Source organism: Porifericola rhodea (assembly GCF_030506305.1).
Classification (GTDB): domain Bacteria; phylum Bacteroidota; class Bacteroidia; order Cytophagales; family Cyclobacteriaceae; genus Catalinimonas; species Catalinimonas rhodea.
This window is the reverse complement of the sequence record NZ_CP119421.1, coordinates 5,278,756-5,293,077: the sequence shown is the minus strand read 5'-3', so window position 1 is coordinate 5,293,077 and position 14,322 is coordinate 5,278,756. Positions and strand designations below refer to the sequence as shown.

Sequence of the window (14,322 nt, the reverse complement as noted above, 5' to 3'; positions counted from 1 at the left end):
GATGGAAGTCAAATATTAATCGCTAAGAGATTTCTTTTAACTGGTCTAATGCAGCTTCTACGGTATGTACCGGCATCTTACAGGCTTTGTCTCTGCAAATGTAAATGGTAGTTTGGTTGTCTATAGCTTTCCTTCCCTGCAATAACATAAACTTACTTTCTTTCTTAGCACCTGCAATTAGTCGGTTAGGTGAGTAATAGGGCAATAATTTTTTGCCTACTGTTTTGTACTCATCTCCCATTACTACAATATCTACCTCTGGCTGCATCATTTCCATATAAAGTATGGCCCAATTGCTTAGATAGGCGGGGTCTGTATCCAGAAGTTTCAGCATTCTACTCATCATCCTCTCACTAATTTCCAGGTAATCACTATGATCCAACAGGCGAGACAGGCGGTACAGGTTTCTGGCCATAGCAGAATTGCTCGCCGGGATAACATTATCAAAGATCTCTTTTTTACGGGCAATCAAGTTAGCTTCTTCATGAGTGTAGTGGAAAAATCCCTCATCCTGGTCATAAAAATTCTCAATGCAGTAGGCCAGTAGCTGCTCACTATGGTGAATCCATTGTTCGTCCAGTGTAATTTGATAAATAGAAGTAAATGCATCTATCACGAAAGCATAATCATCCAGGTAAGCATCCAGATACGCTTTGCCTTCTTTATAACTGCGGTACAGCCGGGCTTTATCTCCCTGCCTGCGCATCAACTTATCTGTAATAAAATGAGCATTACGAAGTGCCAGTTCAAGTATATGAGTTTCCTGCAAATAAGTATAAGCATCCGCCAGGCCCTTAAGCATCAGGCCATTCCAGCTCGTAAGTATTTTGTCATCTAGCCCGGGGCGAATGCGCTCTTTTCTCGAGTTTAACAGCTTCTGCCTGCTATCTTCTAAAAGCTCTTTAAAATCAGTAGGGTTAAGCTCATGGGCTTCAGCAAAAGCTTCTTCAGACTGATTACGATAGAGAATATTGTATGTCTTCTCCCAGTTGCCTTCCTGTTCAACATGATAATAGTCTCCCACCAACTGAGCAGCATTGCCAAGTACTTTACTAAATTCGTCATACTCCCATATATAATACTTACCCTCTTCGCCTTCACTATCTGCATCTAAAGCACTATAAAAACCTCCTTCTTCGCTGCACATTTCACGTTTAATAAAGTCAATAGTCTGCTCTATAACTGTTTTGTACAGCGATTTGCGAGTATGAGCATAAGCCTCGGCATACAAGCTAAGGAGTTGCCCATTGTCGTACAGCATCTTTTCAAAATGAGGGGCAAACCATCGTTCATCTACCGAGTAACGTGCAAAACCTCCCCCTAATTGATCGTATATGCCACCATAGGCCATCTGATCCAGGGTAAGTTCTAATTGTTGAAGTGCCTCCTGGTTCTGAGTATAATAATGATAATGTAGCAGAAAAAGCCAGTTAGAAGGCATAGGAAACTTAGGTGCTCTGTTCATGCCACCTAGTTTCTTATCAATTTTTTCCGAAAATGTCTGATAAAGGTCTGCAATCTTTTCCTGAAACTCCTGCTTAGCCATCTGCTGTTCGTCTTCAATAATTCCGTAGCGTTGCAACTCACTATGAGAAAGGTATCGTGCAAACTGATCGGCAGATTCTTCCAGCTTATCTCTCTGCTGCTCAAAGGCAGTCTTTACATTTTCCAGCAGTTTTTTCCATTGTGCGGCAGGATAATAGGTGCCTCCGTAAAAAGGTTTTTGGTCGGGTAGCAGAAAAACATTAAGTGGCCAGCCTCCCTGTATGCCCATACTCTGCACCGCTTCCATATAAATTTGGTCTACATCAGGGCGTTCTTCACGATCTACTTTTATACAGACGAAATGTTCACTCATGTACTTGCCGATCTCTTCATTTTCAAAAGACTCTTTTTCCATAACATGGCACCAGTGGCAGGATGAGTAACCGATACTTACCAGAATAGGCTTATCTTCTACAACGGCTTTCTTAAGGGTTTCATCGTTCCAGCTATGCCATGCTACGGGGTTATGCGCATGTTGCAGCAGGTAAAGACTTTTCTCGTGTATTAACTGGTTAGTATATTTGTGGTTAGCTGTACTCATCTTAATTGTTTTTTTAGCACTTCAATTTCCTGGCTGACATCTATTTTTTTACTTAAGAGATTAAGCTGCTCAATAGTTTTAGAAATAAACTTTTGATGTTGAGCTGAGTCCGGGTGAAAAGAACGATGCTTCAAAGCTTTGCTGACTTTATACCATTGTGGTAAAAAGCTTAAAGTTTCATCATCCAGATAAGCCTCAGTCCATTTGTCCCAGATGTAGTCTTCAGCAATTTGGGTAGGGTGAATCATATCGGCTTCATAAAAGCGATAGTCACGCAGGTCATCCATCATAATCTCATAACTGGGGAAATAATGAGTATGCTCAGGATGATGTTCCAATATCTGCTCTATTGCCAGACGTAATGAGGCTTTACTTACTGTATTTTGAGTTAGAGTATCTCTGATATGACGAACAGGGCTTACTGTAAAAATAAAGCGTAGTTCGTTGTTTATAGTGCCTAGCGATTGTAGTAACTGCTCAAAACGCATTCGTATTTCCTGAGGACTAAGCAATGTTTTACTAAAGAGGTTTGCCGGCATTTTATGGCAGTTGGCTACAATTTCCTCATTGCTTTTGCGCTGGTAGGTATAAGCAGTGCCCAGAGTAATGATAAGCCAGTCGGCTCTTTCCAGAAAGTCTCTGGTAGTTTGCAAAGCTTGTTGAATTTGTTGCTCCAGCCCTGCCTGATCAGGAGCTGAAAAATCGGAATGAAAAAGGTAGTTATAGTAAAAACCATCGCGCTTCAGGTAGCTTTCGGCTGGGGGTAGGTGTTGCTCTACAGCTTCCTGAAGTAGGCGAAAGATAGAGACAGGGTTGAAGAGTGTGCCAAATGGATTAGCCAGTGCATCAAATTTATTACTAATTAGACGTTGGCCAATCATCTGAGCAAAGCAGGAACCAATGCTCAGCACGGGAGATTGCAGGTGAATCTTATGACGCGAAGCCGTAACATTGACCGGAGTTCTGAACATAAAAAAATACTTAAAACCTATAATAACAAAAAAGCACTCCAAATGACAGGAGTGCTTTTCAAAAAGTCAATATTAAATTAGTGATTAGCCTTCTATTACTTTGATAGTAATTTCGTGCTTCACTTCTTTATGTAAATCTATTTCGGCAGTGTACTCACCCAGATTTTTAATATCCTGATTGAAAGAGATTTTACGACGATCAATGTCAAAACCTTTTTCTTTCAGTACATCAGCTACCTGAAGGCTGGTAACAGCACCAAAGATTTTTCCGCTTTCGCCAGCTTTAGCAGGGATTTCAATCACTAGATCTCCCAGTTTAGAAGCAATAGCTTCAGCATCACCTTTGATTTTCTCAGCTTTATGAGCAGCCTGGCGAGTATTTTCCTCAGCCATCTTAAGGTTAGAAGCACTTGCAATAACTGCAAGGCCTTGAGGAATAAGATAGTTTCTTCCGTAGCCGGGTTTTACCGATACAATGTCATTTTTGTAACCCAGGCCTTTGATATCATCTCTAAGAATAACGTCCATTTGTCTTTCTTTAATGGTTAGTGGATCTGCATTTCTGGTCAGCAAAGCTGCCAGCCATGATCTCCTTACTTAAGATTATCAGCAACGTAGGGTAAAATGGCCAAATGCCTGGCTCTTTTGATAGCCTGAGCTACTTTCTTCTGGTATTTGAGGCTGGTTCCAGTAATACGACGAGGTAAAATTTTACCCTGATCGTTCACTAGTTTCAACAAAAAGTCAGGATCTTTGTAGTCAATATACTTAATACCGTGCTTCTTGAAGCGGCAGTATTTTTTCTTGTTTTCAGTTTTGTTACTGATTACGGGTTCGTTTTGTAGTGTCATGATGCTGACTCCTCCTTAGCCTCTTTTTTGTTCTTTTTAAATTCTCCTTTTCTTCTTCTTTCGTTGTACTCTACCGCATGCTTATCAAGCGCTACGGTCAAAAAGCGCATCACCCGCTCGTCACGTCTGTATTCAGTTTCCAGTGCTGCCACTACCGAAGGTTCAACGTTAAATTCTACCATGTTGTAAAAACCGGTAGTTTTGTGTTGAATAGGGTAGGCAAGTTTGCGAAGGCCCCAGTTCTCAACATTGATGACTTCAGCACCATTGTCTTTAAGAACCTGTACAAACTTGTCGGCAGTATCCTTCATCTGTTCTTCAGACAAAACGGGATTCAAAATGAATACTGTCTCGTAATTTTTCTTAAATTCCATTGTTTAATTAATCGTTAACTGGAAAAGAGGTGCAAATTTACAACTATTTTAATTCTAACAAAAAGTTATTAGCTTTCATTTTTTAGCACCCATTCTCCTGCGTCTTTCCACTAAGGCTATGATTTACCACTGCTGGTAATTACTGATTGGTTTAACTTTTTTATGTACGTAGGCGTAATGCCTATAGCTATCAACTAAAAACTAATAAACTATGTGTGGCAGATACAGTATAGGAGCCGAAATACAAGCGTTAGCTAAGCAGCTGGATAATCAGGTTCCTAGAGGTTTTTCGCCTAATTTTAATGCGGCACCCTCTCAGGAGTTGCCCATAGTGCCCAATCATAAACCTTCCAGTTTTACACTTTTTCAGTGGGGTATAGTTCCATTCTGGGCAAAAGAAGAGAAAAAAAGGCTAATTAATGCCCGCTCAGAGACCATTCTGGAAAAAGCTACCTTTAAAAAAGCTTTCCAGCACAGGCGATGCCTGGTGGCTGCCGGTGGGTATTATGAATGGATGAAAACCAAAGAAGGTAAAATCCCATACCGTATTTGTCTGAAAGACGAAAAACCATTCGTCTTTGCAGGTATTTGGGAACATAATCAACAAAGCGGTCAGGGAGATTTTTGTATTATTACTACCGCAGCCAGCCCTTCGGTAGCCCATATTCATAATCGTATGCCAGTAATTTTAGCCTCAGAGGCCATTGACTTCTGGTTGAGTGACTCCGAAGACTATGAGGGTCTACAGGATATTTTACGGCCCACTGAAGATGCTCTTTTAAAAGCTTATCCTGTGTCCCGTCAGGTGAACAATGTACAGAATAACAACGCCAGCCTGATTGCACCCCAGAATGAACCTGTATGATTTCAGCCATTGAAAGGCTCAGAGAAAGGTTTCTGCTTGTAAAGTAGCACTGCTTGTATTAGTTTGAGCTGATTAACCACAATTATCATTAAAAAGACACCGTCTATGCAAACTGAAAAATATAATCCAAGTCATTTAGAAGTTCAACTTGCAAATGCAATTGAGAAACTAAAAGATCAGATTGAAGAACAATTACCAAACAACAAGATTGTTGAACTAAAGAAGAATACGAACATTGATAACCCTCAGCTGAATGTTTACCTACAGGACGAAGATGGAGATCACCATGAAATTGTAATTAAGGTAATTCAGCGAATAGATAATCACGGATAAAGAAGGCTTATGCCCCAGGATATTCACATTAGCGATAAAGAGTTAAACTACCTTGAAGACCTTGATTTTTTGCTTACGCGGCACAGCATCAATCAGAAGATGAATCAGCTTCTGTTAGCCACCGAAGACAAGCTTAAGCAATACATTAGGTTACAGAAAGTAGAGTTTCCGGAGGGCACCAAACACAAAGCAGGCAAGATAGCCAGGGGAGAAAACTACCAGCTTCTCCCTTATCTCCTCTTGGATTATCCCCGACTTTTTCATAAGCAGAGTATCTTTGCCTTTAGAACTATGTTCTGGTGGGGGCATTACTTTAGTGTAACCCTGCACTTATCAGGTGCAGCACTAGATAAGCTTAGGCCTGTACTTTTGGCCAATGCCGATCAACTGGATACTGAAAATTTGTTCTTTTATATCAACCGGACGGACCCCTGGCAGCATCATCTGAGTGAAGAAAACTATGCAGCAACCCGGAGCCTCAGTCTGGAGTATTTACGCACTAAAATTAGCGAAATGCCGTATATTAAAGTAGCGAGCCAACTGGAACTTAAGCAGTGGCAAAAGCTGCCTGAATTTACGCTTGGTTTTTTTAAACAAATGCTAAGTGTACTTTCTTTGCATACAGTAGATTCAGTAGAATAAGTCTATACAACCTAGCTTTAAGAGCACAAATTTATGAAACGCATCCTAACAGCTTTTTTATGCATGGCCAGCCTGGTGGCCTGGAGCCAAAGTGGTATTACTCCTATAGATAGTTTACGTGGCAGAGGCGAACTGCAGGACGGTAAACGAGATGGCCGCTGGACCTTCTTTAATAGCAATGGCCGGCTTGTGCAGCGCGGACAGTTTGAGAGTGGTGAGAAAACTGGTCGCTGGCTGTTTTTTGATGAATACGGCAGTATGAAGGGAGTAGGTAATTATGAAGAAGGAAAAGCGCAGGGCGAGTGGAAGTTTTACTACCCTAACGGACAGCTCAAGTCCAGAATGTATCTTAAAAACGACATCAGGGATAGCTTATACCAGGAGTTTCATTACAATGGTAAAATTAGCGTGGAGGGTCAGTTTAGTGCGGATCTCAAAGTGGGAGTCTGGAAAACATACTACGAAGACGGAGGTGTATACTCCGCCGGTAAGTATGTAAACGGTCTCAAAAGCGGAATCTGGAAGTACTACAATCCCGAAGGTATACTTATAGCTGAAGGTTCTTACAAACTGGATCTTGAAAACGGACAGTGGTTTAAGTACCATGAAAAAGGCCAGCTGGAATCTGTAGGTAGTTTTGTGATGGGGGAAGAAGATGGACTTTGGGGGCTTTTTTATTTGAATGGTCAGCTTATACAGGAAGAAGAATGGAAGATGGGAAGGCTCATGAATGTAGGCCCTTATTTTACCATCACCGGAGATAGCCTGGAGGTAGGTACTTTTAAGAATGGGGAAGGTGTAAAACTGGCTTATTACAATACTGGTGAACTAGAGACTAAGGGAGAATACAAATTTGGTAAACCTAATGGAGAGTGGAAGTATTATTTTAAGGAAGGAGGGCTCTCCGGTGAAGGAAAAATGGAGAATGGTATGCAGGTAGGTACCTGGACCTATTACTATGACAATGGCAATGTAGAGTCTAGCGGAAATTTTGAAGAGGATGAGAAGTCGGGGCCCTGGAAGTATTATGCACGAAATGGCAAACTGATAGAAGTTGTGAACCATACCCAAGAGAATGACGAAGAACAGTTATAAGCCTTTAATAGCAATAATGTGCTATTCTTTTACTGATGTAGCCTCTGTAATGTATACCTAAACTTAAATTGTTGTACAGTATATACTTCGCTAATATGCGTCAAAAAATGGAGTATGCGAGGTAGACTGTTCAGCATCCTGCTGGCACTGGTATTCTTATTGAATTTTAACCCCCTGGGCGCACAATCCCTTCTGCAAGGCTATGTCTTTGATGCCGAAAGTGGTGAAGCTTTGCCTGGAGTTAATGTTTGGCTTGCGGCAGGGGAAGGAACTTCTACCAGAGCTGATGGTTATTTTCAGATTCAACTAACAGAGACTCAGGAAGTACACTTTAGTTGTGTGGGCTATGCGGGTTTTACTTATCAACATCACTCAGCAGATGATACCTTGATCCGAATAAGCCTTACACCTCAGGCCTTGATAACTGAAGAAATTGTTATAGAAGGTAATAGGGCAGAGGACCGCCTGACCCAATTGGTAGATCGTGTACAGTTTGATTTAGAAGCCATAGAAAATATGCCTCATTTGCTGGGAGAGGTAGACCCCGTGAGAGTGGTACAAATGATGCCGGGTGTACAAAACTCCGGTGATGGTAACACGGGCTTCTACGTAAGGGGAGGAGAAGTTGATCAAAACCTTATTCTCTTAGACAAAGCTACCATTTACAATGCCAGCCACCTTTTTGGGTTCTTTTCAGTATTTAATGGAAATACCATAGAGCAAGTAACACTAGATAAAGGTGGGATACCCGCATATTATGGTGGCCGCCTTTCTTCAGTGCTCGATGTTAAAACAAAAGCAGGAAATAAGCAGGTTTGGAAAGGCAAAGCCTCACTCGGCTTGGTAGCAGCAAACCTTAAACTGGAAGGGCCGGTAGTAAAAGGAAAAAGCAGTCTGATGCTAGCAGGCAGGCGGACCTATTATGATGTATTGCAGAAGTCGCTGCTAAAGAACAACAAGCTTGTAAAATCAGGACCGGATTATTATTTCCATGACTTTAATTTAAAGTGGGACTATTTATTGTCAGATAAAGACAAACTAGTTCTAAGTGCATATGCAGGAAACGACCATTTTAGGTATGCCAATTTTGATGTTTTTCAAAACGAAATTCATTGGGGTAACCAGGCAATATCTTTACAGTGGCAACATTCTTTTTCCTCTAAGTGGTTTTCGGAAACTACACTATTTGGCAGCCAATATGCTATGGGGCTTAATGCGGGCGTAAGCAGTTTTAGTATTCAAATTGCTTCTGATGTCGCAGAAAAAGGTTTACATCAGGAGTTTGTATATACTCCTAACCAAAAGCAAAGCCTAACGTTGGGAAGTCGTCTCATTCAATATCGCTTTATGCCAGGAGCAATGGAGGCAAACTCGCAAGATCAACAATTAGATTTTGGAGATGTACTTAACCTACATGCACGCGAAGCAGCAGCTTTCGCACATTACGAGCACGTAATTAACGAAAAATGGAAAGCTGGCCTGGGATTAAGGGCGAGCTATTACAAACAGGTTGGGCCTTTCCAGTACTACGGTGTTGATGCGAATGGACGCCATACTGATACTCTGATATATCGTAAAAACGAGAAGATATCAGATTATCTGGTCCCGGAGCCACGGGTTTCCTTAAGCTATAGCCTTTCAAAAAATACAATAATCAAAGCCGCTTACGACCGTACGGTGCAGTATATTCATATGGCGCCAATGTCTTCAGTTTCGTTGCCTACAGATGTTTGGGTACCTAGTTCCAGAATTGTGAAGCCTCAGAAAGCGCGACAGTACTCATTAGGCTATTATCGTCTGTTATATGATTTTGAGGGCTCACTTACCGCTTACTATAAAAGTATGAAACAGCAGTTAGAATATGAGAGTGGGGTGCTGACGGGGCAGGGGCAATATCAGAATTTTGATGATAAGTTTTATTTTGGTAAAGCACATTCTTATGGTCTGGAATGGATGCTTAAGAAGCCTAAAGGTAAGCTAAACGGGTGGTTGTCTTACACCCTATCTCGTACTCGTAGAAAGTTTGAAGATATCAACCAAGGTAAACTGTTTCCTGCTAAGTATGATAGATTGCATAATCTATCCCTGTCTCTCAGCTATCGCAATAATCCAAAATGGCATTTTTCTTCAGTTTTTGTTCTATCTAGTGGAAATACCATGACCCTACCGGTAGCGCGCTATATCATGCAGGGCAATATTGTTAACGAGTATAATGGTAGAAATAATTATCGTTTACCCTCTTACCACCGCTTAGATTTATCTGCTACTTACTATCCAAACCAACAGGGAAAACTTAAAGCTTATTGGGTTTTCTCTTTATACAACGTGTATAGCAAAATGAATGCGTACTACATCTATTTTGATATTGAGGGAAGTTTAAGAGAATACTCTCTGGAAGTAAGCGCAAAGCAGGTGTCTCTCTTTCCTATAATTCCTTCAGTATCTTATAACATCAACTTTTAATCAAAATGGTAAAAAGTTCAAAGAGCTATAGCATGCTCATTTTGGTTCTTATATGCTGGATTACAAATGCCTGTGAGGAGAATATTAATGTTGAGTTACCTGCTTATGAACCCAAACTTGTGGTAGAAGGCTGGATAGAACAAGACAAATACGCTCGGGTGATACTTACGGAAAGTGCTGCTTTTTTTGACAAAATTGATTCAGCCGCTTTACGAAACTCAATCGTTACAACGGCAAAGGTAACAGTAAGCAACGGAGATGAAACCGAGATTTTAACTTTAAATAAAGAAGATGAATTTTTTCCTTCTTATGTGTACCAGAGTACGCAGATAAAAGGTAAGGTAGGAGAGACTTATGAACTCAAAGTGGAGGTAGGAGGAGAAGAGTATGCTGCTCGTACCAGCGTTACGGCTCCGGCCAGTTTGGATAGCATTTGGTTTGAAAGATTAGCCGACCAGGACTCTGTAGGTGAAGTAAGATTACGCTATACTGATCCTGTCGCAGAAAGAAACCAGTACCGTATTTTCACCAAGCGGTTAAACAAAGATAAAAGCTTTGTCCCTGTTTATTTATCAGTAATTGATGATAGAAGCTTTAACGGAGAAACTATTGATTTTAGCTTACTTCGTGGGTCTGAGTCTTTAAGTGAAGTTACAGACGATATTTATTTTCATACAGGAGATACAGTAATGATTAAGTTTTGTACCATGGATGAAACCCATTATCAGTATTGGAAAAATCTGGAAAATGAACTTTATGCTGCAAAAAATCCACTTTATGCTTCAGGAAACGAAGTTGTTGGTAATATTGAAGGTAATGCCCTTGGAGTTTGGGGCGGCTATGGAGCCTCCTACTATTGGTTTGTAGCAGAGTAAATATATTCGTATTTAATCTCAGTGATATAGCTACTGCTATGAATACTTATATCTTATTGCAACTAAGAAAGCTTATCTTTATTTGTGCATGTTCTGCTAATGTGCATGTTATTTTTAGATTCTTGTGGAAGGCCTTCACTAAAAAGCTTTGCAAATAAAAAAAGCCACCTGAGAATCCTCAGATGGCTAACTCTTTTTGCGATTTAAAGCCTACTCAAAGCTTTCTATCAGCTTGGTCCATTCGTCATTCAGTTCATTAAAACCTTCACCAAAGTAAGTTTCCATATCAGACTTACTCTCATCTGCAAAAATGAAGCGAAGATCAGTGTAGTAGTAAGTATGACTCACTTCTACTGTTTCGTAAGTCTGAGTACTTTGATTATATTTCTGATAAGAATAAGTATCTACATCTTCGGAAACATAGAATTCTGAATCGGCGATTTTTTCTTTCTTATTATCATAAAAAACGACCAGATTGATATACTTATTCATAATCTCCGCCTCCTTATCTAACTTCTCTTTTTCTAGCTTATCACGTTCTTCGTAAGTTAGATGATCATAAGAAGCATAAAGACTATCTACTTCATCAAACAATTTTTCCATATTAGCATCTCCTGCTATCTTGATATCCATAAGTTGGAAGTAGGCATTAACACCATTGAAAATATCACCAGCATTACTTGTTTCACTAGCCTCTACCTCATTAATATGATCTGTCGTAAACTCACCTTGTACACCAGCACCCATAGCCATTAGAGTCTTGTCTCCTTTAGTAAAAGAGTAGGCAGCACCAGCGTCAGTTCCATCATTTCTAACTTTAAAAGCAATTGTATAGTTACTAATAGAAAGTGCTGTATTTACACTTGTAGGTTCACCATCCTGATTATAATTTGCGGAAAAATCATAGTTTAAAGCTGGTTGCCCCTCTACTTTTAACTCCATTTTAAGTTTAGTAGGCAAGTCACCCTCATATTCTTCTCCTAAAGGATTTGGAGATTCAATACCTTCATAAGAATGAATGTATAATTCGGCATCATTTGTTGTTTTCTCTTCTGAAGAGGGAAATACAAATACTATCTGGTCGCCTTCTTCAGTAAAATCCCATTCGTTGGTTTTACTGTTCCACTCTATTCTACCCACATAAGTATCATAAAATTCCTGGATACTTTGAGGTTCTTCAGCGGTGGTACGTAGCGAAGTAGTAACGTCATGCATATCGGCTTTTCCCTTACTAAAACTACTTAGGATTCTGAACGTCTCAAAGACACGTGAATTAGTACCAGATGATTCAGACTTATTTAAGAAGTAAGCAAAACTGCTTGATGCATTTACTCCCTCGGAGTTTTTCAGGTCGTCTACCTCCTGAATAAGTTCAATCCCATTGTCTTCTAAGTTAGCTTTGTTTTGTTCAGTAGTAAAGCTACTAAAGCTGTCAGGAATTTCTGTTTTGCCAGTTGTTGGGTCATTTTCTGCAACATCGTCTTCTTTACATGCAGAAAAAGTTACTGCTAGTGCAATCGCATAAGCAGTAAGTTTGTTGAGTTGTTTCATAGAGTAACTGTGTTTCGTTTACTCTACAAATATTTGAAAAGTTATAATTAAAATTAATTAAATTATATAAAAGAATGGTGTTTGTAACGATTAGTTATTTATTGTTAGTTTTTTTGAGGTGTTTACGATTGGCATATAAGTGTTTATACTATGCTTGTTTGGTTAATTATTGACTCAAAGTCCCTGTATATAATTCGTTTCTGCACAATTTTACCTTAAATTAAAAAGTGTCAAATCATCAGTTGCAATAGATGGTTCAAAGAAATGTTTTTTGGAAAGAGCTTTATCCAAATATCAACTAGTAAGATTACTATACTTTGAAGAAAATTTTATGCTTATATAGCCAATAACACAAATACCAATATAAGCCAAAGCTTAGAGTTGCTCCTGCAATAGCAAGAAAATTTTCACCAAGGCCTATCCAACTGAAAATGCCATCACTAAAAATAGCTACAAAATCATTTACCCACTGATGGCCCACAGTTTGGGTAAAGAGGTAAATAAAGATAGAATTCATACCAACTATGCTAAAAAAGAATATTCCGGTTCTGGCTTTTTTAACATCTACAAGCCAGTAAGTTGCTGCTAAAACTAACAGGCACCAGCCGCCGCTTACAATTGTAAATGAGGTAGTCGCGATCCGTTTAATAATAGGAGTTATACCACTAAAATCAAGGCCGTAACCGATAAGAAGCCCAATTATTCCTGCAATCAACAGTGGCTTAAGTTTCTCATTATCGGTACGGGTAGAAATTAAAATTTTGCCGACCATTACTCCCCAGATAGTATGCGCCGCCGTAGGTAGGCAATTGATAGTAACCCAGCCTCCATTGTTTATTTTTCCCATGAGTATTATGTCCATCCAGGCTCCAAAGTTTTCTCCCTGTACAAAGGTTTGCTCAAAACCTTCGGGCTGCACAAAACGATAAAGAACTTCAGTCAACACGAGCATACCAACAGAGGCGATAAATTGTGTTTTTAAAGACTGGCGAAAAAGTAAAAATGCCACTAGTATGGTAAAGGAGAGCTGAGTAAGTACGTTCCAAAGTTCCCATACCAGTTTGCCGCTGTAAACACAATGAAGCATAACGCCAAAAAGAAAAAGAAGGGCACAGCGTTTAAATATGTGTTTTTGGACTCTTTTCCAGTCGCTTGGTAAATGAACTCTTTTTTGGAGCGAAAATACCATAGCTACGCCAACAATAAACATAAAGAAGGGCTGTACCAGATCCCAGAAGCGAAGTCCATTCCAGGGGTGGTGATGAAACTGTAAAGCTAATGAATGAAGCAGGCTTCCCTCAGTGCTATAGTCTAGCACATAGTGATAGAGAGAGGTCGTTTCTCCTACCAGAAGAAACATAGTAGCTCCCCGAAATAGATCCAGCGACAGTAAGCGGTTAGAAGTAGGTTTTTGTAAAGTTTGTTCTTCAGGCTGAGTAGTTTGGTTAGTAGTGCTGATCATGAGTATGCTTAGTTTGACTGAATATAAGCATTATCTCACTGGTACAAACAAACTTACAGCATTAAAAGCTTAAGTGAGAGCAAAAAACGGTATAATGTTAAGTAAGGAAGTCACTTGACAAGATTTTCTATACCTCTTACGACCATATCAATACCTATCGCGCCAACAAAAAAACCGTTAATACGGGTTAGTATATCCATATTTTTGTCAAAAGCAATTCTGAATTTTTTTGAGGTAATGCGTTGCCTGATTTCTTTAAGTCCAATAACAAAGAAAAAATTAATTACCATAATAATAGAAAGAGCGATTATGCTTTCATATATCATTAAATGGTCTCCCATAAGAATAGAGAGAGAAATTGTACCGGCACCAACCATAAAGGGTAGGGCAATCTCGGAAGCGAGATCGTTTAGATCTTCTTTAATCTGTAAAAATCCTCGCTGCCCTTTTACGATAAACAGGTAGGCAAACGAGAAAAGTATGATACCACCAAATATGCGAAACGACTCAAAATAAATCTGAAAGACCTGCTGAAAGATAAAGTCACCCAATATCAGAAAGAACAGAAAAATAATAAAGGAGATAATAGAGGCTCTAAAAAACACGACCAAAAACTGACGGTCGCTCAGGTCCTGCATTACTGGTTTAAGATACAAAAATAGCGCAAAGGGGTTCAGCATGACTAAAAAACCAATCACAGCGGAGACAAGATCCATAATGACACTTGTTTAAAAAGTATGACTTGCTGCAAAAC

The 14,322-nt window shown here is 39.7% G+C and carries 14 protein-coding genes; 6 read left to right on the top strand and 8 right to left on the bottom strand.

Annotated features, from left to right (window positions below):
• Window positions 1–22: 22 nt before the first annotated feature.
• From PZB74_RS21750 to rpsF, 5 genes are all read right to left on the bottom strand, one after another.
• On the bottom strand, window positions 23–2,086 hold the full coding sequence (locus PZB74_RS21750) for a thioredoxin domain-containing protein (RefSeq protein ID WP_302239472.1): 2,064 nt from the start codon (window positions 2,084–2,086) through the stop codon (window positions 23–25).
• Complete coding sequence (locus PZB74_RS21745; RefSeq protein WP_302239469.1) at window positions 2,083–3,057, bottom strand: GSCFA domain-containing protein; 975 nt, start codon at window positions 3,055–3,057, stop codon at window positions 2,083–2,085. Before PZB74_RS21745 ends, PZB74_RS21750 begins: the two co-directional genes overlap by 4 nt.
• Window positions 3,058–3,141: 84 nt before the next feature.
• The gene (gene rplI / locus PZB74_RS21740; protein ID WP_302242851.1) at window positions 3,142–3,585 is read right to left on the bottom strand and encodes a 50S ribosomal protein L9; all 444 of its coding nucleotides are present in this window, start codon (window positions 3,583–3,585) and stop codon (window positions 3,142–3,144) included.
• A 65-nt stretch (window positions 3,586–3,650) separates the two neighbouring features.
• Window positions 3,651–3,908 carry a 30S ribosomal protein S18 gene (rpsR, locus tag PZB74_RS21735; RefSeq protein WP_302239468.1) on the bottom strand — a complete coding sequence of 86 codons (258 nt, stop codon included), beginning with the start codon at window positions 3,906–3,908 and terminating at the stop codon, window positions 3,651–3,653.
• The gene (gene rpsF / locus PZB74_RS21730) at window positions 3,905–4,282 is read right to left on the bottom strand and encodes a 30S ribosomal protein S6 (protein WP_302239466.1); all 378 of its coding nucleotides are present in this window, start codon (window positions 4,280–4,282) and stop codon (window positions 3,905–3,907) included. Before rpsF ends, rpsR begins: the two co-directional genes overlap by 4 nt.
• Before the next feature lie 211 nt (window positions 4,283–4,493).
• Between rpsF and PZB74_RS21725 the strand changes: the two genes are divergently transcribed.
• From PZB74_RS21725 to PZB74_RS21700, 6 genes are all read left to right on the top strand, one after another.
• Complete coding sequence (locus tag PZB74_RS21725; RefSeq protein ID WP_302239464.1) at window positions 4,494–5,147, top strand: SOS response-associated peptidase; 654 nt, start codon at window positions 4,494–4,496, stop codon at window positions 5,145–5,147.
• 105 nt (window positions 5,148–5,252) lie between these two features.
• Window positions 5,253–5,480 carry a hypothetical protein gene (locus PZB74_RS21720; protein ID WP_302239462.1) on the top strand — a complete coding sequence of 76 codons (228 nt, stop codon included), beginning with the start codon at window positions 5,253–5,255 and terminating at the stop codon, window positions 5,478–5,480.
• A gap of 9 nt (window positions 5,481–5,489) precedes the next feature.
• Window positions 5,490–6,122, top strand: a complete 633-nt coding sequence (locus tag PZB74_RS21715) for a hypothetical protein (RefSeq protein ID WP_302239461.1) — start codon at window positions 5,490–5,492, stop codon at window positions 6,120–6,122.
• 33 nt (window positions 6,123–6,155) lie between these two features.
• Window positions 6,156–7,217, top strand: a complete 1,062-nt coding sequence (locus PZB74_RS21710) for a toxin-antitoxin system YwqK family antitoxin (RefSeq protein ID WP_302239460.1) — start codon at window positions 6,156–6,158, stop codon at window positions 7,215–7,217.
• Window positions 7,218–7,331: 114 nt separating this feature from the next.
• Entirely contained in the window at window positions 7,332–9,680 is a 2,349-nt protein-coding gene (locus tag PZB74_RS21705) for a TonB-dependent receptor (protein WP_302239457.1), read from the top strand.
• 32 nt (window positions 9,681–9,712) lie between these two features.
• Window positions 9,713–10,555: a DUF4249 domain-containing protein gene (locus PZB74_RS21700; RefSeq protein ID WP_302239455.1), complete on the top strand. Its 843-nt coding sequence runs from the start codon at window positions 9,713–9,715 to the stop codon at window positions 10,553–10,555.
• A 210-nt stretch (window positions 10,556–10,765) separates the two neighbouring features.
• On the opposite strand, the gene PZB74_RS21695 is transcribed toward PZB74_RS21700, so the two are convergent.
• The 3 genes from PZB74_RS21695 to PZB74_RS21685 all read right to left on the bottom strand — a co-directional run bounded on the left by PZB74_RS21695 (window position 10,766) and on the right by PZB74_RS21685 (window position 14,284).
• Window positions 10,766–12,106, bottom strand: coding sequence for a hypothetical protein (locus PZB74_RS21695; RefSeq protein WP_302239453.1), 1,341 nt, complete (start codon window positions 12,104–12,106; stop codon window positions 10,766–10,768).
• A 310-nt stretch (window positions 12,107–12,416) separates the two neighbouring features.
• Complete coding sequence (locus PZB74_RS21690) at window positions 12,417–13,568, bottom strand: acyltransferase family protein (RefSeq protein WP_302239451.1); 1,152 nt, start codon at window positions 13,566–13,568, stop codon at window positions 12,417–12,419.
• Between the two features lie 110 nt (window positions 13,569–13,678).
• Window positions 13,679–14,284: a MarC family protein gene (locus PZB74_RS21685; RefSeq protein WP_302239449.1), complete on the bottom strand. Its 606-nt coding sequence runs from the start codon at window positions 14,282–14,284 to the stop codon at window positions 13,679–13,681.
• Window positions 14,285–14,322 lie beyond the last annotated feature (38 nt).